Source organism: Mesorhizobium sp. BR1-1-16 (assembly GCF_020165495.1).
In the GTDB taxonomy this organism is placed as follows: domain Bacteria; phylum Pseudomonadota; class Alphaproteobacteria; order Rhizobiales; family Kaistiaceae; genus Kaistia.
Map to the genome: position 1 here is coordinate 1,066,005 of NZ_JAIUIE010000001.1, position 21,792 is coordinate 1,087,796.

Sequence of the window (21,792 nt, forward strand, 5' to 3'; positions counted from 1 at the left end):
GGGCAAGACCATGCAATCCGATCGCGCCCGCGGGCGGCAGCTCCTCGACCTTTGGGAGCGCGGTGTCGGGCTGGACCGTTGGCGCCGTGACGATGCGCTGCTATCGGCCACAGCGCCACCGCCGCGCCGGCTGGGCGCCCGCAACACAGCGCTGCTCAGCCTCCGCAACGCCTATTTCCACGGCGCGTGGTTGATGACCTGCGCGTGCCCGGCCTGCGACGTCGCGGTGGAATTCGAGGTCGACAGCGCCATCCTCGCGGAAAGCCTTGCCGGGCTCGAAGCCGCGGCGAGCGGCACGGTTTCCTGCCACGGGCGCCTGCTGACGGCGCGCCCGGCCACGATCGACGATCTCAGGGCGGCTGCGTCGACCGGCACTATAGAGGCTGCCGGACGCATGCTGCTGGAGCGATGTGTCAGCGGCGACATCGACGTCTCCACGCTGGACGGCGCCATGCTGGACCAACTCGGGCACGAGCTCGAGGCGCTGGATCCGGCTGCCATCATCGCCTTCGAACTAGTCTGCCCCGACTGCGGCCATGCCTGGCCGGCGCCGATCGATATCGCCGAGACGTTCTGGAGCGAGGTACGCAGTCACGCGGAGCGGCTGTTCCTCGACGTCGATGCCCTGGCGAGGGTCTATGGCTGGACGGAGGATCAGGTCCTTCGGCTCTCACCAATGCGCCGCGCCGCCTATTTGCAGCTGGCGGAAGCGTCATGAGCAGCTTCTTGACCAGCCTCGCCGGAATGGCGCTCGGTGTCCCACCGCCGGGGGCCGCAAGGTTGTCATTGCCGCCGCGTTACGCGGCTGTGCCTGATGCGGGCTGGATCGAGACACAGGCGGAGGGAAGGGCGGTCGACGCTGCGAGAGCAGACCCGATCGTCGAGCCGGCATCACGCCCACCCGTCGAGACTGTGCCTGATGCAGAACCGCTCGCCGGCAAATCACCGGCGCAGGTCTCAGTCGAACAGCGCCCGCTGCCGAAATCTGCACAGACATCTGAGCCGAAACGGCCCGCCAGCATCACGGAGGCGCCGATCCGCATCGTGTCCCCCGAGCCGGGCCGGCCGATCCCCACTGCCCCCGTCCGGGAGAACCATCCGACCAAGGTGGATGTCCCAATCGCACATCCGCCGGCTATCGACGCCTTACCGCCGCGATCACGCGATGAGATCGGAACCGTCCCGCCGCGCGCGCCGCTGACCGCTGCAACCGTCGCGAACCGAGCTCCGGCGCAGCGGGAGCCGCGTCCGATTGTTCATGTCACCATCGATCGGATCGACATCAGGGCGCCACGCGATGCGGCAAAGGCCGAGCCGGCGCCAAAGCGCGCCCGGGCGGAGCCACAGATCTCGCTGGCAGACTATCTGGGGGCGCGGCGATGAGCTCGCCCCTCGCCATCGGTGCGGTTTCCGCCGTCTTGCGCAATCTGCTCGACAACGGCCTGATCGAAGCCGGCAATGCGATGGGCGTGACGGTCGACGTCAGCGCCGTCGCCCCGGACACGATCGATCTCGAGGATAACGAGGCGGGACCGCGCCTCAACCTCTTCCTCTACCAGGTCACCCCCAATCCGGGGTGGCGCAATGTCGGACTGCCGTCGCGCAGCTCGGTTACCGGCGAGCGGCTGACCAATGCGCCGCTGGCGCTCGACCTCCATTATCTGCTTACGGCGTATGCCAGGGCCGATTTTCAGGCGGAGATCCTGCTCGGCTATGCCATGCATCTCCTGCACGAACGGCCGGTGCTGGACCGCGAGGCGATCCGGCGTGCGCTCGATCCAAGCCCGCTCGACGTCAGCATGCTGCCGCCGGCCTTCCAGGCGCTGGTGGCCTCCGACCTCGCCGACCAGCTGGAGCAGATCAAGCTGACTCCATCGGCGACCACGACCGACGACATGTCGAAGATCTGGTCGGCGATCCAGTCACATTATCGGCCATCAGCTACTTATCAGGCCTCGGTCGTGCTGATCGAAGGCACGCGGCCAGGGGTCTCGCCACTGCCCGTGCTCTCCCGCGGTCTGCGCGATCCGGTGACGCAGCGCGAGCGCGGCGTCGTGGTCAATCCGGACCTGCTGCCGTCCGTGCCGACGCTGATCCGCGCCGAGCCGCAATTGGGGCAGAGCGGCGCACGGCTCGGCGAACCGGTCACTGTCAGCGGCGCGCGGCTGACGGGAGCCGGGCCCATGGTGCTGCTCCGCCATCGCCTGAACGACACTCCGTTCGAGCTGGCGCCGGATTCGGTCGCGGCCAACGGAATGTCGCTTGTCTTCACCTTGCCGGATGACGCGGCCGCGCAAGCGGCACTTGCGGCCGGCCAGATTTCGATCGGCCTCCGCCTGCAGCCGGACGGTGAAACGGCGCCGCGCGAGACGAACAGCATTCCGCTCGTACTCGCCCCGACAGCCGACTTCGCCGGAGCGACGCTGCAGCGCGCTGCCGACGCGGTGACCGTCGAACTCGGTGCGGTGCCGGAAGTTCGGCCGCAGCAAAAGGCCGTGCTGATCATCGGTACGGCCGAAGCGGTCGCTGCCCCGCGGGAACTTCCCTCCGATCCGCTGGAATTCAGCTTCAGCCCGGAGCTCGCCGCAGGTTCCCAGCCCGCCCGGCTGCGCGTCGATGGCGCCGACAGCATCTTCCTCGATCTTGCCGGCCCGACACCCATCTTCGCGGCCGACCAAAGTCTGGTGGTGCCATGATGGACACTGCCGCCGATGCCGTCCGGCCGGAGGCCGCGATCCAGCTGCACAGCTGGGAAGCGCTCAATCGGCAATGGCTGGTGGGCGCCTTCGCACGACTTCGGGAACGGATCGAAGCGAGCGATGGCGAACCGACCGAGCCTGTCGACTGTGTGCAGCCGTCCGCCATTGCTGGATTCACGCCGGCGCTCCTCATCTGCGCCAAGGCATTCGGTCTCTCGCCCTTCGAACGCGAATTGCTGCTGCTGCTGGCCGGGATCGAGCTGGATGATGCTCTGCGCCAGTCCGTTGCCAAAGTGGCGGGTGGGGCCCGGCCAAGCTTCGGCCTGGCGCTCGGCATCCTGACGTCGCCGCATTGGGATGCATTGTCGCCGGATGCGCCGCTGCGCCGCTGGCGGGTGATCGCGCCAGAGCCTGCCGCGATCCTCAGCCGCGCACCGTTGCAGCTCGATGAGCGGATCCTCCATTTCATCGCCGGCATCGGCGCCACGGACAGCGCGCTTGCGGGCATCGCGACCTATGTCGCGCCGAGCGAGACTCTCGAAGCGGAGCATGTGCCGCTTGCGAGGCGCATCGTGGCGGCACTCGACGCCGGGAGTGTTGCGGTCCTCAGCGGCGGCAACGACGCTGCCCGCCGCGATTGGGCGCTGGCGGTGAGCGCCCTCCGTGATCGCGACGTGTTGTGGATCGATACCCGCGACCTGCCATCCGATGCCGGGGCCCTAGCGCAGTGCGCCTGCCATCTCGATCGGGAAGCCGCGCTGGGCGTTCTGACGCTCGTCCTCTTGGCCGAGCCCGGATCGGAGCAGCGCGCGGTAGCGCTGGCAGGGCGGCTTGCCACCGGCCTGATCTGGAACGGAACATCGGCAGCTGGACTCGATGCCACACCGCGGCGGAAGTCGGCGCTACGCTTCGATCTTCCGGACTATGACGTCGCCCATGCCTCGACGCGGTTGCTGGCGCGCTGGCGCCTCCGCAATGCGGGCAAGTCCGATGGCACCGTCGAAGCGGAACTCGTCCGGGCAGCACAGCAATTTCAGCTTGGATCCGGCGCGGTCGACGGGTTCCTGGAGCGGATCGACGCGGCCGAGGCCGGCCGGCGCGCGGAGGCCGTCTGGCCAGCGGCCCGCGAGGCGGTGCGCGGCGGCCTCGACGCCGTGGCCCAGCGCGTCGCCAGTCGCGCCGGCTTCGACGATCTGGTGGTGCCCGCAGGCCAGGCGGCCATGCTGCGCGACATCGCGCGGCAATTGCGACAGCGCGAACGGGTTTATCGCGACTGGGGCTTTGCCGAAAAATATCAGCTGGGGCAGGGGCTGGTCGCGCTGTTCTCGGGCGAATCCGGCACCGGCAAGACGCTTGCCGCTGAGGCAATCGCCACCGAAGCCGGGCTTGATCTCTACCGGATCGATCTGGCGAGCCTCGTCAGCAAATATATCGGCGAGACCGAAAAGAACCTGAAGCGGCTGTTCGATGCTGCCGAAGCCAGCGGCGCGGTGCTGCTGTTCGACGAAGCGGACGCGCTTTTCGGCAAGCGCAGCGACGTGAAGGATAGCCACGACCGTTACGCCAATATCGAGGTCGCCTATCTGCTGCAGCGGGTCGAGACCTATCGCGGCCTCGCCATACTCACGACCAACATGAAGAGCGCGCTCGATCGCGCCTTCCTGCGGCGCATCCGCTTCGTCGTGAATTTCCCGATGCCCGATCAGGCCGCGCGCGAACGAATCTGGCGCCGGCAGTTTCCCGCCGCCGCGCCGCTCGGGACCATCGATTTCACGGCGCTGGCACGGTTGAACATCTGTGGCGGCAATATCCGCAGCATCGCCGTCAACGCGGCCTTCAAGGCGGCGGATGCCGGAACAGCCATCGACCAGACACTGCTGATGACGGCGGCGCATGAGGAGTTCGCCAAGCTGGAGCGGAGCCTCGGTCATTCGGCAGGAGGGGCGTCATGAAGAGCCCCGAAGGTCCCGTTCATGTCCGCATCGGCAGGCTGTCAGTGGACAGCAGCGCGCTCGGCGGCATGCGTCAGGCGGATTTCATGGCAGAGCTCAGCGAGGCGATCGCGGCGCGGATCCGCGGTGACGCGGCAGTATCGCCACATCCACTCGCCGATCGGATCGCCGATGCGATCTCGGCGCGTCTGCCAGCATCTGCCATCGCCGGATCGGCGGCAACCGGCCCTTCTGAAGCGGGAGGTCGCCATGGCCAGCACTAGGGCGCCCGTCGAGGCAGCCGGTCATGACGGCGCCGGCGTGGATGGCCGGAGCGCAAGCAAGGTGCGCCGGATCGCCCCTTCGAACCATGCCGGCGAACGCGACGCCGATGCCATGGCCGCACGGGTCGTGACGCGTTTTGACAGCAGACCGGTTGCGTCGCCGGGGCAGGCTTCGCCCGGACCCGTTACAGGCGAACCTGCACCGCCCCTCGTAGAAACTGTGCTCGGCCAATCGGGGCAGGCATTGGACCGGCAGGCGCGCGGCTTTCTCGAGCCGCGTTTCGGGCGCGACTTTTCGAACGTCCGTATCCACAACGATCAGACCGCGCATGGCTCTGCGGCCGCGATCGGCGCGCGCGCCTTCACCAGCGGCGACCACGTGGTTTTCGGCAGGGGCCAGTGGCGGCCTGACACGGCGCAGGGCCTTCATCTGTTGGCTCACGAACTCGCGCATGGCGCGGGGAAGGGCACCGGTGACCGGCGCACGGTATGGCGCAAGTCGACGCTCGACATCAGCGACTTCGACGCCGGCTCCTTCACCGACGCGTCGCTTCTCGCCTACCTGACCAAGCTGCGCAGCGCGAAAGTGATCGAGGATAAGGGCGACAGCGACGACAAGGCGCGCGGTGTCGTTCGAAAATGGGTGCAGGGCGGCGACGATTTCGTGCTGGAGCCGGAGCTGAAGGTTCTGCTGATCAGAGAAATGCAGTCGGGCTTCACAGGCGATGACGACGAGCGTGCCATCCTCAACCTGCTGGAAAAGAGCGCGCGTCCGGATGTTGAGGCGATGTTCGGGCCAGGCCAGCTCGATCCGGAAGACCTCGACGACGATTTCCACGGCGCGGAAGAGGACGCGTTGCGCGCCTTCTATGATCGTCTGTTCATCGGCGGCCGCAAGGCAGCGCTCGACAACAAGGTCAGTGGTTTCGCGGCTGTCGCCGACAAGTCGCTCGCGCCAGCCTATGTCTATGCCGATTTGCGCGCGTTGATCGACGAACGGTTCGCACGTATGGCCCTGATCGTCCGCGACCGGCCCGTGCAGGACCGCGATGCTCTGATCGACGATTTTGCCCGCGCCGAATCCGGCCAACTGCAGGCGCAGCTGGCGTTGCTATCCTCCGCCGACCAGGCGCTCGCCGGCCGGGACATGTCGCGGGACCGGGCAAGGAAGGACGCTCAGTCGAGCGCCATCGACAGCGACATCGCCAAGGCGCCGACACAGGCAGAGAAGGATACTCTCGGCCGCCGTAAGATGTTGCTGCAGGGCGAAGTCCTGCTACTCGATCTTTCGCTGCAGGCCGCGTTCCGCGATGTTGCGATGGCCGCCCCTTCGGCGAAGGCTGCCTTCCAGAACCTGGCCACGCCACTCGATGCCGCGACCAAGAAGGCCGCCAATGAGGCCATCGCTCCTCAGACGACGGCGTCGATCGAGGCAGAGGCCAAAGGTGTTGCGGTGCCGCCCGCGCCGGTCTTCAAGCCGGGTCCGCTTCCGGGCGAGACCGACACCTATGAAGACAAGATCAAGAAGCGCATCCCGGGGCTCATAAAGGCGCACCATGACGCGCAGGCGAAGTCCCGCACCGAAGTCGAGCACAAAGACCCGACCAAAAGCCGGTCGATGAACGACATGCAGGTGGTTGCCAACCAGGCCAAGGACGAGGTCGACCTGGTATTCGGCCACCTCTACGACGCGTCGAAGTTCAAGGCATTCCAGGGCGACAAGCGCACGCCCTCGGGTGTGCTGACCAAAAAGGGTAATCTGCGCGACGTGTGGCAGGTCGAGCAGGATCGCCGGAAGGCCAATCCGCAATATGAAAAGGCGAGCGCCAAGTTCTGGCTGTTCTATCTCATCCAGAACGACAATGACGCGTCGGCCCCGGACAGTGTCGCGAACACGAACACGGCGCATGACGCGTCGCCATCCTTCGGCGATGACTCCGTCGCTCTCAACGACGAGGCGAAGGCTATCCGCAAAGTCGGCGATCCCTTCGTCATCTCGGACAAGCGACAGCTGTTCGAGATCGGCCGCGGCTGGGACGCCTTCCAGCAGGGTGGCGACATCTTCATCCAGCTGTTCAAGAATGCCAGCCCTGTCGCCGACCGGGTATTCCTGTGGGACATGTACTTCGTGCTGATGCACGAATACCTGCACAAGCTCGCGGCCAAGGCCTATCACGACTACGCGGATGATCTCGGCGGCGAGCACAGCACCCAGGGCAACACGCTCATCGAAGGCGTCGACTCGCTGCTGACGGAGATCGCCTGGTCGAGTGCCGTGCAGCATGCTGGAACACCGGAGGTCCGCGGCAAGGTGGAACCTGACGCCGTCAAGGCAGGGCTGCCATTCGATATCAACCTCCTGCCGAAGGTCCCCCATCGCCGCTACGCGAACTATGAGAATGCCGTCCGCCTCGCGGGCGTCGTCGGCATCCATAATCTCTATGCCGCCTATTTCCAGGGCCGCATCGATCTCATCGGAGGTCCATGATGGCTGGCCGGGCTCCTGACGGATCGTGCGCCGATGCGGTGCGGGCGCTGCTGGACGGCCGCTGGGAAGGCTGGGCCGGTCTCCCGGCAGATTGTTCGCTCGTCGCGCTCGATCGGAGCTTTGGAGGTTCTACCGAACTCGACCATCAGGCGGTTCTCGGCGATGGCACGCAGTGCATACGAGCAGCGCTGGAGACCGCGCCGGTCGTGGTTTGGCATACGGGCGGCCGGCCGCTCCTCGTTGAATGCGACCTCACGAGCCGTCCGCGTCCCGCGCCTGAAGCGGGCGACGGCCGGGTCGTCCGCCTCGATGTCGTCTGGGGCGCTTCGGTTATCGAAGGTGGGGAGATCGTGATGCCGGATCGCGGCCTCGCGATCATCGCCGCGCCCCAAGGCGACGCCGTCGGATGTCTCGGCTTCGAGCCGATGCCGATCGAACGATATCTCGCGACACGGCGGCCGCGAATGACACTGCCGCGTCCACAGCCCCAGCCGGTCAGGATCACAAAGCCATGAGCCTCAGCACCTCCCCGAGGCTGATCAAAGGCGGGCTGATCGTGCTGGCCCCCGGCGGTGGCGCTGTGCGCAACATCATCACGCTGCAGTACAATTCCGATCAGCTGCAGATGAGCTACGCGGTGCAGGGCGTCGGCGGCGATGGTGGCGGCGAGCGGGCGCAGCCCTTCCGCCTGAAGGGACCGGCGGTCGAGACCATCAAGCTCGAGGCCGAGATCGATGCCACCGATCAGCTCGCGTTTCCGAACGAGAACCCGGTTGTCACGGCGTCCGGCATTGTGCCGCAGCTCGCGGTCCTCGAAGCGCTGATCAATCCGAGCGTCAGCGAATTGCTGACCGTGGCGGCGCAGGCGGCCGGTGGCACGCTGGAGATATTGCCGCCGGAAGCGCCGCTGGTGCTGTTCGTCTGGGGCAAGAACCGTGTCGCGCCGGTGCGCGTGAGCGAGATCTCGGTGACCGAGGAGGCGTTCGATCCAGCGCTGAACCCGATCCGCGCCAAGGTGAGCCTCGGACTTCGTGTCATGACCACTGACGATCTCGGCTTCACGCATCGCGGCGGCACAATGTTCCTGAGCTATCTGCGCAACCGCGAGGCGCTCGCGCAGTCGGCAGGCCGGGCGGCGCTCTCCGCCCTCGGCCTCAGCAGCCTGCCATGAGGAGAATGCGACATGAGCGTTGATCCCATCCAGGCGCTGATCGATGCCGGCGCCATCCCGTCCGAAACCTTCGGCCCGGACAGCCGCTATGCCGGCGTTCCGCTGGCCCTCTATCGGCGTCATCCGGACGACGAGGGCGTGCCCTTCGTGCGCCGACGCTTCATTCCGCAGCGCCGCGAGGTGACGGCCATGGTCGAGCACACGGTGCGCAGCGGCGACCGGCCCGATCTGCTGGCGGCAATGGCCTTCGGCAATCCCGAACTCTATTGGCGGATCGCCGACGCCAATGCCGTGACCGATCCGCTCGAGCTGACCGACGAGCTCGGCGAGCACGTGATCATTCCCAATCCACCCGGGTTCTAGAGGAGAAGGCTCGTGCTGTCAGGCGTCCAGCTCTCGCTCCGCATCGGCCCAGTGCCGATCGCCGCGCCGCGCGAAGTCACCGACGCCCTGATCTCGGTCAAGGTGATGGATGGCTCGGGCGGAACGCAGAGCGGATTCGAGATGGTCTTCGAGCTGCCATTGCGCTCGCCGCTGCGGACACTCTTCCTTCTGACCGGCGGGACGGGTTCGCTGCCACTGATGCGCGTCGTTCTCATCGTCACGATGAGCGGCATCGCCCAGTCGATCGTCGATGGCGTCGTGACGAATGTCGAGACCCAGCCCGGCGAGGGCGGCGTTTCGCGCCTCGTCGTCAAGGGCAAGGACCTGTCGGCGCTGATGGACATCATCGAGATACCCGGCCTGCCATTTCCGGCCATGCCGCCTTCGGCGCGGGTACTGCTGATCCTGGCCAAATATGCGGTGCTCGGCGTCATACCGATGGTGATCCCGAGCCTTGCCGACATTCCGCCTCTGCCGATCCAGCAGATCCCGGCGCAGCGCGGCAGCGACTATGCCTATGTGAAGAAGCTGGCCGAGCGGGTCGGCTATGTCTTCTATCTCGAGCCGGGGTCGCCCGGCACGTCGAAGGCCTATTGGGGGCCGGAGATCAGGGTAGGGGCGCCGCAGCCGGCGCTGACCACCAGCATGGACGCGCAGACCAATGTCGAGCAGCTCTCCTTCAATTTCGACAAGGAGAAGAAGAAGCTGCCGATCGTCTTTTTCCAGGAGGCGGTCAGCAAGGCGCCGATCCCGGTACCGATTCCGGACGTGACGCCGCTCAATCCGCCCCTCGGCGTGGTGCCACCGCTGCCGCCAACGATCGTCAAGCTGGACGATACGGCCCATATGTCGGCGCCGGATGCGCTGATGGCGGGCCTCGCTTATGCCGGCCAGAACAGCGACTCGGTCTTCGGCACCGGCAAGCTCGATGTCGCCCGATATGGCCGGCTGCTGAAATCGCGCCGCCTCGTCGGCGTCCGCGGCGCCGGCCTGCCGTTCAATGGGCTCTACTACGTCAAGAGCGTCACCCACGAGATCGAACGCGGCTCCTACAAGCAGAGCTTCTCGCTCGCCCGCAACGCGCTGATCTCGACCTTTCCGACGGTGCCGACATGACCTCCGACAGCCCGCTCTACGGCAAATATCGCGGCACCGTGATCAACAATGTCGATCCGATGCAGATCGGGCGCATCCAGGCAATGGTGCCCGACGTGACCGGTTTTGTGCCGAGCACATGGGCGATGCCCTGCCTGCCGCTGGCCGGGATCAACAGCGGCGTTTTCACCGTTCCCGTCATCGGCTCCGGCGTCTGGATCGAGTTCGAGCGTGGCGATCCGGATTATCCGATCTGGGTCGGCGGCTATTGGGGCAGCGCCGCCGAGGTGCCGGTCCTGGCGCATACGGTGCCGCCCGGCGTCTGCGGCATCACGCTGCAGACGACGCTGAAGAACGGCATCGTCGTCAGCGACGTGCCTGGCCCGACCGGCGGCATCATGATCCAGACCACCACCGGCGCGATGATCTCGGTCAGCGACACCGGCATCATCATCTCCAATGGCAAGGGCGCGATCATCAGCATGACCGGGCCGACGGTCGACGTGAATGTCGGTGCGCTGACGGTCGTCTAGCGAGGAGCGATAAGCCATGCCAGCACCCATCCTGCATCTCGGCGCCACGGTCCTCTGCAGCCATGCCGGGCAGGCGACGCCGCTGTCGCCATTCCCCCGGGTCCTGTTGTCGGGCCAGCCAGCCGTGACGATCGCCTCGCCCTATGCTGTGGCGGGCTGCACGCTCGCTGCGGTGCCATCGCCGCCCTGCGTCACCGGCCAGTGGCTGGTCGGCGCAGTCCGCGTGATGGCCGGCGGCGTGCCGGTCGCCACGATGACCGGATCATCCACCTGCATTCCGACCGGCGCGCCGATGATGCCGGTCGTGGCGCAGACCCGCGTCCTGGCGACGTGAGGAGGCGGGCCATGCAGACGCTCGACTATCCCTATCGCTTCTCCAGCCTCGGGCGCACCGCCGTCACGGACCGGGACGAACACATTCGCGACCTGATCGAGCAGGTGCTGTTCACCGCGCCCGGCGAGCGCGTCATGCGCCCGGATTTCGGGGCTGGGCTGCTGGCGTTGGTCTTCGAACCCAATAGCAGTGCGCTGGCAGCGGCGACGCAGATGCTGGTTCAGAGCTCGCTGCAACTGCATCTGGCGCATCTCATCGCGGTTCAGGCGGTCGAGGTGATCAATGACGACGCCGCGCTGCGCATCGATGTCAGCTATGCGGTCCTTCTCGACCAGTCGCTCCACCAGGCGAGCTTCACGGCTCCGGGAGGCGCGCGATGATCTATCATTGCTGCGATCAGCGGCGACTGGACGTCATCCGCAATCTCGGGTCAGCCAACGGCATCGATTTTGTCGAGGTGCTCGATCGCGCGGCACCGCCGGGCGCGCCGCGCCAGCAGACACTGTTCGTGCGGCTGCTCCGCAGCGGCTTCGCGCTCAATCCGGCGAACCTGACGATCAGCGGCGGTGAACGCATTCCGGAGGTCGGCATCCTCTGGTGCGCGCCAGCCAGCGCGCTCCCTGCGGAGGCGGAGGCAGGACTTGCCGACAGCGTCTCCGAGCCGAACCTGACATTGGTCGTGCGCACCGACAGCGCCGGCGACTTCTCGCAATATACCCTCAGCATCGTCAGCGGGCTCGGCAGCGAGCTGCCGCACCCCGATTTCGATCCGCGCCTCGCATCGATCGAATTCTCGTTCAAGGTCGAGTGTCCTGCGGATTTCGATTGCGCCGACACGACTGTCTGCGCCCCAGAAGTCCTGCCGAACCCACAGATCGACTATCTGGCAAAGGACTATCAGGGCTTCCGTCGCCTGATGCTGGATCGCCTTGCTCTGCTGATCCCAGGCTGGACCGAGCGCTCGGCGGCTGATCTCGGCGTCACTTTGGTAGAGCTGCTCGCCTATGCCGCCGACAATCTCTCCTACCGGCAGGACGCGATCGCCAACGAGGCGTATCTCGCCACCGCGCGCCAGCGCATCTCGGTGCGCCGCCACGCCCGTCTGGTCGATTATCCGATGCATGAGGGCTGCAACGCCCGCGCCTTCGTCCAGGTCAACGTCAATGGCGCGCTGCGTCAGCTCGAAAAGGGCACACAGCTTCTGACCCGTATCCCTGACCTCGCGACGATCGTCACGCCTGACGGTCCAGAGCATCGCGACGCGCTCATGGCGGGCGCTCTGGTGTTCGAGACAGCGCACCGAGCCGACCGGCTCGACGAGCGGCTGGAGACGCTGTCCTTCTATGCCTGGGGCGATGGCGGATGCTGCCTGCCACGCGGCGCCACATTCGCCACCTTGCGCGGCGACCTCTCTGAACTGCTTCGCCCCGGCGATATTCTGATCTTCGAGGAGGTTGTGAGTCCGACGACATTCATCGAGGGCGATGCGGATCGGGCCCATCGATGCGCGGTGAGACTGACCCGGGTCGAGGGGTCGGAAGACCCGTCAGGCGGGCTCTTCGAGGATCCGCCGGTTGATCAGGCGGTCGCGGTCACCGAGATCGGTTGGGATCCCGCCGACGCGCTTCCTTTCGCGCTTTGCTTCTCCGTTCTCGAACGGCCCGGCCTCGAAATCTCGGTGGCGCGCGGTAACATTGTCATCGTCGACCACGGTCGAACCATTGTCGGTGAGGATCTCGGCGCTGTGCCGCGCGAGACCATGGCGCTCGTCTCGGCATCGGCAGAGGGGTGCAGCTGCGACCGGCAGGAACGGCGCATGGTGCCGCCCCGATATCGCCCGGCGCTGGCCGAGGCCCCGCTCGCGCATGGCTTCGCCATCGACGCATTGTTGCCGATGGCCGCGAACAGGCCATTCTGGCCTGCGACGTCGCTTCTCGAGATCGACCCCCGGGCCGCGACCCCTCTCATTTCCGAACTCACCGGGACGCTCGGCCTCGTCAGCGACGACTGGACAGCCTGTCGCGATCTGATGTCGAGTCAGAGCAGCGCCACCGATTTCGTGGCCGAGATGGAGGATGGCGGGCGCGCGCGGCTGCGCTTCGGCAATGACGAGCGTGGCAAGCGGCCGGATCCCGAAACCGCCTTCACGGCAACCTACCGCGTCGGCAACGGCGCCGCCGGCAATGTCGGTGCCGAGGCGATCGCCCATGTCGTCAGCGCTGCCGCCGGTTTCGTCACCAGCGTGCGCAATCCCCTGCCGGCGGCTGGCGGTGTGGATCCTGAAGATGTCGAGGTCGTGCGCCGGGATGCGCCCGAAGCCTTCCGGACGCAGGAGCGGGCCGTCACAGCCGCCGATTACGCTGCCGCCGCCGAGCGGCGCCCGGACGTCCAGCGCGCCGCGGCCAGCTTCCGCTGGACCGGCAGCTGGCACACCGTCTTCGTCACGCCCGACCGCTTCGGCGGCGGCGATATCGACGCGACCTATGCGGCGCGACTTCGCCGCCATCTCGAGCGCTTCCGGATGGCTGGCTACGACCTCGACGTCACCGCGCCGCGCTATGTGCCGCTGGACGTGGAACTCCATGTCTGCGTCAAACCGGACTATTTCCGGGGCGATGTGCGCCGCGCCGTCGAAGTCGCGCTCTCCAGTGGCGTTCAGCCCAGCGGCGAGCTTGGCCATTTCCATCCCGACCGGTTCTCCTTCGGCGAGCCCGTCTATCTGAGCGGGGTGATCGCTGCCGCCCAGACGGTGGAGGGGGTCGATTCCGTCCGCGTCGATCGCTTCCGGCGCATGGTCGACCCAGACCCGCTCTCGCTTGAGGAGGGCGTCGTCACGATCGGGGGACTCGAAATCGCCCAGCTTGCCAACAACCCGAACTTCCGCGAGCGCGGCAGGCTGACCGTCGAAGCGGGAGGTGGCAAATGACCACTCCATTGCCGGATCTGAAGCCGCACGTTCCTCCGCCCGCGCCGGGCAGCGATTGCTGCGGGTGCTGCGAGGGTGTCGAGGCGACGACGCCGCTCGAGATCTTCAATCGTGGCGGCCTTTCAGAGGTCTCCTATCGCGTTGGAGAATATGGCGACTTCCGTGCCGGCCTGCAGGCGGCGCTCTCCTCGTCGGCCTGGACGCCGCTCCGGGCACTCCACACACGCGACGAGGACGATTTCACCATCGGCCTGATCGATGCGTTTGCCTGCGCGGCCGATGTTTTGACGTTCTATCAGGAGCGCATTGCCAACGAATCCTGGCTCGAGACCGCGACCGAACGCATCTCGATGCAGGAAATGGGCAGGCTCGTCGGCTATCGCCTCCGCCCAGGCGTCGCCGCCGAGACCTGGCTCGCTTTCGCGGTCGAGACCCCGCCGTCGCCACCGGCCGGTATCGGCAATGATCCCGGTAATTTCGTCACCGGCATGCCGGCCGCCATCAGCCTGCCGCTCGGGCTCAAGGTGCAGAGCATCCCCGGTCCCGACGAAAAGCCGCAGACCTTCGAGACTGTGGAGGAACTCGCCGAAGCGCGCCCGGCTTGGAACGCGATCCAGCCCTGGACCAGCGAGGCGCATGTTCCTGCGAGCGGCGAGAGCGAAGCATGGCTGGCCGGCGCTGCGACCCATCTGAAACCGGGCGATGCGGTGGTGCTGGTGGGGACGGAGTTCTTCCAGAACGCCGGCAGTGACCGCTGGGATCTGCGTATCCTCACATCCGTCGAGCCTGACGCGGCCAATGACCGGACCCGGATTGCCTGGGCGCGCGGACTTGGCGCAACCAATCCTGCTAGCGCGCCGTCCGCGTTGCCATTCGTCTACGCCTTGCGCAAGCGCGCTGCGATCTTCGGCCACAACGCGCCGGATCCGAAGTTCATCGAGGGTTCGGGCGGAGCCTGGAGCCACTTCCACATCAACGGCGAGCACAATGCCGACGATACGAGCGGCGGCTCCGTCGATCTCGATAGCGTCTATGGCGATATCACCGCCGACAAGCCGGGCAACGTCGCGGAGCGCAGCCTCGTCGTATTGGCCAAGGGCAATTACAACCGGCCGGACGAGAATTACCCAAGCGGGACCTATGTGGAACTCTACCGCGTTGGCAGCACGAGCGAGCTGTCGCGCGTTGACTTCGCCATGTCGGCGAAGGTGACCCGCCTGAATGTCGAAGGCGAAAACCTCCTCAGTGTGTTCTTCAACGCCGTCCGCCAAACGACGGTCTTCGGCAAGTCAGAGCTGTTGCCGCTCGCGTTCCGTCCGGTCACGACGGCCGTGTCGGGCAACCGCATTCCAGCCAATATCGCCGCGGACGGGCTGGTCGCCGGCCGCAAGCTGATCGTGAAAGGCGCGCGTGCGAGCGACGGCGCTTTGACGACGATGCAGGCGAGCCTCGTTGCTGTCCACCCGGTCGATGCGGCCCGGTGCGAACTCGAGATCTCCCCGTCATTGCCATCAACGCTGCGCCGCGACAGCATCGTCGTGCATGCCAATGTGGCGGGGGCCTCGCATGGCGAGACTGTGACGCAGGTGCTGGGCTCCGGCGATGGCAGCCAGAGCTTCCAGCGCTTCGAACTGAAGCAACTGCCCTTGACCTACCGGGCGACGGCCAGCGAGACGGGCGCTGCCGCCGAACTCACGGTGCGGATCGGCGATGTCAAATGGAACGAGCGGCGCTCGCTCTATGCCGCGGGTCCGACAGCCAAGGCCTATGCGCTCGCCTTTGACGAGAAGGAGCGGCTCTTCGTCGACTTCGGCGACGGCGCCAGCGGCGCCCGGCTTCCAAGCGGCGTCAACAATGTGCGGGCAACCTATCGCAAGGGCCTCGGCGGGGAGGGCAATGTCGCCGCCGGCCGTCTCACTCAACTGGTCAGCAGGCCGCTCGGCCTCAAGAGCGTCGCCAATCCGCTGGCGGCAGAGGGCGGCACCGACCCGGAAGATGAAAGCGCCGCGCGCCGCACTATCCCCCTGACGACGCGCACGCTCGGCCGCGTCGTCTCCGTGCTCGATTATGAAGACTTCGCGCGCGCCTTCTCCGGCATCACCAAAGCGCAGGCGGCGGTCCTGAACACACGCAACGGCCGGATGGTCGCCATCACGCTGGCAGCGCCCGACGGAGCGGCACTGACGGAAGCGAGCCCGGTCTGGCAGAACCTTCTCGGCGCGCTGCGCGCCAGCGGCGACCCCCATGTCCAGGTGGCCTTGCTGCCCTATCAGGCGAGTACGTTCCGCCTCGGTCTGCGCGTCAAATGTGATCCCGCCTTCGAAGCGGCGCGCGTCTTGGCCTCGGTCGAAGCGGCGCTGCGCGCGCGCTATTCCTTCGCCGAGCGCCAGCTCAGCCAGCCTGTGCAGCAATCCGACGTCATCACCGTGGTCCAGAAGGTTCCTGGCGTCGTGGCGCTCGACCTGACGCGGCTCTATGGCGGCACGCGGCCCGTCGAACAGACGGCGGTTTCGGAGCAGGTGCGGCTGCTTGCCTCGCGCATGCGGGTCGAGAACGGCACCGCCAGACCCTCGGAACTGCTGACCCTCGCTGCAGGGCCGCTCGACTTGCTGGAGGAGATGCCATGACATCGCTGACGGCTGAACGACTTTATACGCTTCTGCCCGCGATCTATCGGATCCGGGACGAGGCGGAAGGCGGGCCGCTGCGCGCGCTGATCGGCGCGATGGCCGAGCAATTCGCCGCGCTCGAGGAGAATGTCGAGCAGCTCTATGATGACCAGTTCATCGAGACCTGTGCCGACTGGGTGGCGCCCTATATCGGCGCGCTGATCGGCTACCGGCCGTTGCACGGGGTTGCGCCCAACGTTGCCTCGCCGCGTGCCGAGGTCGCCAATACCATCGCCTATCGCCGCCGCAAGGGCACGGCGCTGATGCTGGAGCAACTGGCCGGCGACGTCACCGGCTGGCCGGCCCGTGCCGTCGAGTTCTTCGAGTTGCTTGCGACGACGCAATACATGAAGCATCCGCGTCTTCATGCGAGGGCGAGCGCCGATCTGCGCGACACGGCGGCGACGTTCCGTGTCGGCGGCGCGTTCGACAGCTTCGCCCATACGGCGGAGATGCGGGCGCCGGAAGGGGGTTCTGGACGCTACAACATCCCTAATATCGGCATCTTCCTGTGGCGCCTCGTGCCGCTCCGGCTGAGTGGCATTCCGTTGACGCCCGACCCGGCAGACGCCAGCGGCCGGCGCTTCCGCTTCAATCCGCTCGGCGCCGATATGAAGCTGTTCCGCCATGGCCTGACCGAAGACGACATCGGCCACCTCGCCGAGCCGATCAACGTGCCGGAACCGCTCACGGTGCGGCTGGCCGCGCTCGGCGTGAAGGCGGCGCAGGCTGGTACCATCATCCCGCCAGACGAGGCCGGCGACGATGATTACGGCGCGGGCGAGAGTTTCGTGCTGTCCCGCGTTGGTCAGCCCGGCGCCGTGTCCGTGAACGATATCCGCATCTGCGACCTTCGCGACGTGTTCGATGGCGGCGGGGTCTTTGCCGGCTGGAACCATGAGGCGGCGGTCCTGCCCGGCTCGATCGGTGTCGACCCGGAGCGCGGGCGCGTGCTGCTGGGCGAGCCCGCCGATGGCCCGCTGCTGGCGACATTCCACTATGGCTCAACGCGCCCATTCGGCGGCGGCGAGTATGAGCGCGATCCGGCGGGCGCCGACCTGCCGCTGCAGCGCACAGTGAACGGCGGCGCCGCGCTGCAGCCGGAGCTCGATGCCATCACGGGAGGAGGGCGCCTCTTGATCGAGGACAGCCTGACTTATTCCGGAACACCTGTGTTCGGCGTCGACGGGGAAAGCGACGAAGCGCTGCCCTCGCACGAGGTGGTCATCGCCGCCAAGGATGGCGCGCGTCCGCTGATTGCCTCAGGAAGCGAGATAACGCTCGACATCGGTGCGCGCGGCCGCCTCGTCCTCGATGGCCTCGTCATTTCCGGCGGCGCGCTGCGCCTGCCGGCGCTGGCCGGCAGCGAGCCGGTGGAGCTGGTGCTGCGCGACTGCACGCTGGTTCCGGGCCTGCGCCTTGAGACGGACGGCTCGGCGCTCTCGCCGGGCGCTCCGAGCCTTGTCGTCGAGCACCCATTCGCGAATGTCACGTTGGTGCGTTGCATCACCGGGCCGATCCGCATCGATGACGATGCCGAAATCAGCCTCGAGGACTGCATCGTCGATGCCGGCTCCGCCGAGGCGATCGCCTTCGCCGGGCTGGCCGACGATGAGCCCGGCGGCACGCTGACCGCGAAGGAATGCACGATCGTCGGCAAGGTTCGCGCCCGACGGATCGAGCTGGCATCGAACTCGATCTTCTTCTCCCGGCTGGGCGAGCCGCCCGGCGGGACCTGGGCAGCGCCCGTGCTGGCAGATCGCCGGCAGGAAGGCTGCATGCGGTTCTCCTATGTGCCGACCGGGTCAATCACGCCACGGCGCTATCGCTGCGTGCCGGACGAAGCGCATCCGGGCGTGCTGCCGCATTTCACATCCTTGCGTTACGGCGAACCTGCCTATGGGCAGCTTCGCCGCGTCACCGATCCATCGATCCGTTCCGGAGCGGAGAACGACAGCGAAATGGGCGTGCTGCACGCGCTGTTCCAGCCGCAGCGCGAGACCAATCTGCGCATCAGGCTCGAGGAATATCTCCGCTTCGGATTGAGAGCGGGTTTCTTCTACGCAAGCTGAACCAAGAGCTTCAGGAGTACGACCATGGCGAATGACTTCTCAAGGGTTCGGCTCGATCCGCTGCTCGACTTTGCCGGCGTGGAGCTGAAGCAAGGCGCGGTCATGCTGGATGCCGACGCCAACGAGCTGACGGCGATCCTCGATCGCCGGCTGCGTGCGCTCGCCAGTGATGTGCTGGGTCGGTCACGAGTGTCAGCGACGACGCCGGATGCGTTCGAAATCACCCTCTCCGGTGCCGGACCTCTCATCGGCAAGGGCCGACTCTATGTCGACGGCCTCCTGGCCGAGAACCATGGCGCTGTGTCGCCTGCCGCTGCTGACCGGCTCTTCGACCCGCTGATGGGCGAACCGCAATTCGCCGGTCCGATTGCCTATGCCGCACAGCCTTACCTTCCCGCGGCTCCAGCGCTGCCGACCGCGGGCCGGCACCTCGTCTATCTCGATGTGTGGAACCGCGAAGTCACCCATCTGGAGCGCCCTGAGCTTGTCGAAACTGCCATCGGCGTCGAGACGACATCGCGGCTGCAGACAGTCTGGCAGGTGCGTGTCACGGCCGATGTCGGCACCGCGACGACCTGCGCCACGCCGGACGAAGCCGTGCCGGGCTGGGACGACATCATTGCGCCATCGACCGGCGTCCTGACGACGGGCACCTTCGAGGTCGCGCCGGTCGACGATCCCTGCGAATTGCCGCCAACCGGCGGCTATCGCGGTCTTGAAAACCAGCTCTACCGCGTCGAGGTTCACGATGGCGGCCAGCCCGGTGCCGGCGCCACCTTCAAATGGTCGCGCGAGAATGCCAGCGTCGGTAGCCGCGTCGCCAGCATGATCTCTGCCACGGAGCTGCAGCTGGAAACCCTCGGCCGCGACGATGTTCTCTCGATCAAGACCGGCGACTGGGTGGAAATCATCGACGACGCGCGGGAATTCGCGCAAGTCGCGGGCGAGATGCGCAAGGTGACGGTCGATCCCGACACGCGGCGGCTGCAGTTCGCCCCGGCCTTGCCGGCCGCGATGCTGCCCGGCAACTTCCCCAACAACGATTTTCCCGATGCCCGCAACCTGCGGGTCCGGCGCTGGGACCAGGCGCGGCGCATCTTCCGCACCGGCCCGAACGGGACCACGGTTGAGGTGCAGGATCTCGACGCCGCCGGCTCGGCGGGCGTCATCGCGATACCCGCTGCCAACACGACCTTGCTCCTTGAAAATGGCGTCACGGTCCGCTTTGCCAGCACTGGCGAGCGCGGCTTCAAGCCGGGCGATTACTGGGTGTTCGCCGCCCGCACAGCCGACGCCGCGGTCGAAATCCTCGACGCAGCGCCGCCGCGCGGCATTCACCATCACTATGCAAGGCTCGGCATCTGGGACGTTGGCGCCGCGACCGTCACCGATTGCCGCAACCACTGGCCGCCCGAGGGCGGCGAGGGCCATGATTGCAGCTGCACCGCCTGCGTCACCGAGGCCTCGCATGCCGACGGCAGCTTCACCATCCAGGATGGCGTCAACCGCGCCGCCGAGACCGGCGGCACCGTCTGCATCGGTCCCGGCCAGTTTCCGCTGCGCGAACCTGTGCGGTTGAGCGGCGTCCGGTCGGTGCTGGTCAAGGGGCAGGGGCCGGCCACGGTCCTGGCGTCCGCCAGCGGCGCCTTCCTCATCCAGAACTCGATCGCTGTCGGGGTCGAAGACCTCGCAATGCTCTCGGTCGGCAACCGACCGACCATCACAGTGCAATCGGCGGCGCGACTGTCGTTGCGCAATCTCATCGTCGTCGCGCTCGATGTGACCGGCGACAGCCGCAGTTCCGCCATCGCGCTGGAGGGCGCGCTGATCGAGGCTGCGATCCACGACAATATCGTGTTCTCCGAAATCGGCGTGCTGGCCAACGACCCGACCGCGCCGCGCGATCAGGATGCGCAGGAGCCGATGTTGCTGGCGGCCGCGCTCTCCATCCGCGATAACCTTTTCCTCTGCAGCCGGCGGTCCATCGCTCTCGACGGGCGTGTGCTGCACATGTTTGCGACCGACATTACCGGTAACCACGCTTTGGCATCCACCGTCGCTGCGATCAGCACGCTCGGGGTCGGGCTCGCCGGTTCGCAGATGACGATTGCCGACAACTTCATCTCCGCCTCCGGCGCCGGCATCCGCTCCTCCTGCGAAGGCCTGTGGATCAAGGACAACAAGCTGCGCAATGGCGCCGAAAATAGCGACACGGCCGGAATCGCGATCGAGCGCGGGCTGGCACGAGCCGGCACTGCAATGGCGCAAATTCTGGCGAACCAGATCGACGGCTATGGCGAGGCCGGCATCCGTGTATCGGCGCCGGTGCGCGATCTGATGATCAAGCTCAACATCATCGCCGCCTGCGGCAACGGTATCCTCGCGATCGGCCATTCCGATGGCGGCGCCATGTCGATCGAGAACAACCATCTGCGCGATATCGACATGCGCCAGCGCGGCGAGGGCGGAACCGTCAGCGGTATTTCCGTGGTGCGGGCCCTTTCGGCCAACATCGCCGGCAATACACTTCGCGCTGTCGGCACGCTGAGCGAGACCGCGCGCCTGCGCACTGGGGTGCTCACCGTGGCCGTCGAGCGCGCCAGGGTGCGCGACAACGAGGCGATCGCGATCGGTCCGACGGGGGACGCGCTCGGCCGCACTGGCGGCATCGTCTTCTCGGCGCCGCTGCGCGAATTCGAGGTTCAGCACAACCGTATCGAGCGCGATGCCCGAATTCTCAACCAGGAAGGGGGCGGTAACTGGGTGGCGCTCTTCATTCAGGATGGCGGCGAGGTCGCCAGCACGGTCGGGACCTTCACAACCGTCAACCTGCAGAACGGTCGCGCCCTGGTCCTCAGTGCCGCCGGCGAGGCTTTCGTTGCGGATCTCGCGGTGGCCGATGACAGGCGTCCGAGCGGCTCAGTGCTCGGAAATACGTTCATTTCACGCGGAAACCAGCTCGCGGTGGAGATCAGCGCGCATCACTGCCTCTTCGGTGGCAACCGGGTCGAGGCGCGTCTCAATCAGAAGGAGGCGGTCGCGCTTCGCGCCCAGACGGCCGTGGTCTCAAACAACCATGTCGACGGTGGCGAGGCGTCGATCCGCCTGGAGGCGAAGGTCGCGACAGTCGTGGGCAATATCACGAGCGGCGTCATCACCAATGTGCCGGGGCCGTTCGTGCCCCTCAATCTGCGCTTCTGACGCGT

Annotated in this window: 17 protein-coding genes; all 17 read left to right on the forward strand. The window is 66.7% G+C overall.

Going from position 1 to position 21,792, the window contains the following annotated elements; genetic code table 11:
- Positions 1–10 precede the first annotated feature (10 nt).
- From LB518_RS05085 to LB518_RS05165, 17 genes are read left to right on the forward strand one after another with little or no spacing between them, the layout of a single operon-like run.
- On the forward strand, positions 11–718 hold the full coding sequence (locus LB518_RS05085; protein WP_224573781.1) for a hypothetical protein: 708 nt from the start codon (positions 11–13) through the stop codon (positions 716–718).
- Positions 715–1,383 (forward strand): hypothetical protein, encoded by a 669-nt coding sequence (locus LB518_RS05090; protein ID WP_224573783.1) that lies wholly within the window; start codon positions 715–717, stop codon positions 1,381–1,383. The genes LB518_RS05085 and LB518_RS05090 overlap by 4 nt, the downstream gene beginning before the upstream one ends.
- Positions 1,380–2,696: a Pvc16 family protein gene (locus tag LB518_RS05095; protein WP_224573785.1), complete on the forward strand. Its 1,317-nt coding sequence runs from the start codon at positions 1,380–1,382 to the stop codon at positions 2,694–2,696. Before LB518_RS05090 ends, LB518_RS05095 begins: the two co-directional genes overlap by 4 nt.
- Positions 2,693–4,651 (forward strand): ATP-binding protein, encoded by a 1,959-nt coding sequence (locus LB518_RS05100; protein WP_224573788.1) that lies wholly within the window; start codon positions 2,693–2,695, stop codon positions 4,649–4,651. Before LB518_RS05095 ends, LB518_RS05100 begins: the two co-directional genes overlap by 4 nt.
- On the forward strand, positions 4,648–4,914 hold the full coding sequence (locus LB518_RS05105) for a hypothetical protein (RefSeq protein ID WP_224573790.1): 267 nt from the start codon (positions 4,648–4,650) through the stop codon (positions 4,912–4,914). The genes LB518_RS05100 and LB518_RS05105 overlap by 4 nt, the downstream gene beginning before the upstream one ends.
- Positions 4,901–7,402, forward strand: coding sequence for an eCIS core domain-containing protein (locus tag LB518_RS05110; RefSeq protein ID WP_224573792.1), 2,502 nt, complete (start codon positions 4,901–4,903; stop codon positions 7,400–7,402). The genes LB518_RS05105 and LB518_RS05110 overlap by 14 nt, the downstream gene beginning before the upstream one ends.
- Positions 7,402–7,917: a hypothetical protein gene (locus tag LB518_RS05115; protein WP_224573794.1), complete on the forward strand. Its 516-nt coding sequence runs from the start codon at positions 7,402–7,404 to the stop codon at positions 7,915–7,917. The genes LB518_RS05110 and LB518_RS05115 overlap by 1 nt, the downstream gene beginning before the upstream one ends.
- Positions 7,914–8,573 (forward strand): CIS tube protein, encoded by a 660-nt coding sequence (locus tag LB518_RS05120; RefSeq protein ID WP_224573796.1) that lies wholly within the window; start codon positions 7,914–7,916, stop codon positions 8,571–8,573. Before LB518_RS05115 ends, LB518_RS05120 begins: the two co-directional genes overlap by 4 nt.
- A 12-nt stretch (positions 8,574–8,585) precedes the next feature.
- Positions 8,586–8,936 carry a Base plate wedge protein 53 gene (locus tag LB518_RS05125; RefSeq protein ID WP_224573798.1) on the forward strand — a complete coding sequence of 117 codons (351 nt, stop codon included), beginning with the start codon at positions 8,586–8,588 and terminating at the stop codon, positions 8,934–8,936.
- A gap of 12 nt (positions 8,937–8,948) precedes the next feature.
- Positions 8,949–10,073 (forward strand): hypothetical protein, encoded by a 1,125-nt coding sequence (locus LB518_RS05130; RefSeq protein WP_224573800.1) that lies wholly within the window; start codon positions 8,949–8,951, stop codon positions 10,071–10,073.
- The gene (locus LB518_RS05135; protein ID WP_224573802.1) at positions 10,070–10,585 is read left to right on the forward strand and encodes a phage baseplate assembly protein V; all 516 of its coding nucleotides are present in this window, start codon (positions 10,070–10,072) and stop codon (positions 10,583–10,585) included. The genes LB518_RS05130 and LB518_RS05135 overlap by 4 nt, the downstream gene beginning before the upstream one ends.
- 16 nt (positions 10,586–10,601) lie before the next feature.
- Positions 10,602–10,919: a hypothetical protein gene (locus tag LB518_RS05140; protein ID WP_224573804.1), complete on the forward strand. Its 318-nt coding sequence runs from the start codon at positions 10,602–10,604 to the stop codon at positions 10,917–10,919.
- Positions 10,920–10,930: 11 nt separating this feature from the next.
- Positions 10,931–11,299 carry a GPW/gp25 family protein gene (locus tag LB518_RS05145; RefSeq protein WP_224573805.1) on the forward strand — a complete coding sequence of 123 codons (369 nt, stop codon included), beginning with the start codon at positions 10,931–10,933 and terminating at the stop codon, positions 11,297–11,299.
- Positions 11,296–13,845 (forward strand): putative baseplate assembly protein, encoded by a 2,550-nt coding sequence (locus LB518_RS05150; protein ID WP_224573807.1) that lies wholly within the window; start codon positions 11,296–11,298, stop codon positions 13,843–13,845. Before LB518_RS05145 ends, LB518_RS05150 begins: the two co-directional genes overlap by 4 nt.
- Entirely contained in the window at positions 13,842–16,472 is a 2,631-nt protein-coding gene (locus LB518_RS05155; protein WP_224573809.1) for a putative baseplate assembly protein, read from the forward strand. The genes LB518_RS05150 and LB518_RS05155 overlap by 4 nt, the downstream gene beginning before the upstream one ends.
- Positions 16,469–18,586, forward strand: a complete 2,118-nt coding sequence (locus tag LB518_RS05160; RefSeq protein ID WP_224573811.1) for a hypothetical protein — start codon at positions 16,469–16,471, stop codon at positions 18,584–18,586. Before LB518_RS05155 ends, LB518_RS05160 begins: the two co-directional genes overlap by 4 nt.
- A gap of 24 nt (positions 18,587–18,610) precedes the next feature.
- Positions 18,611–21,787 carry a DUF6519 domain-containing protein gene (locus LB518_RS05165; protein ID WP_224573813.1) on the forward strand — a complete coding sequence of 1,059 codons (3,177 nt, stop codon included), beginning with the start codon at positions 18,611–18,613 and terminating at the stop codon, positions 21,785–21,787.
- Positions 21,788–21,792: the final 5 nt, after the last annotated feature.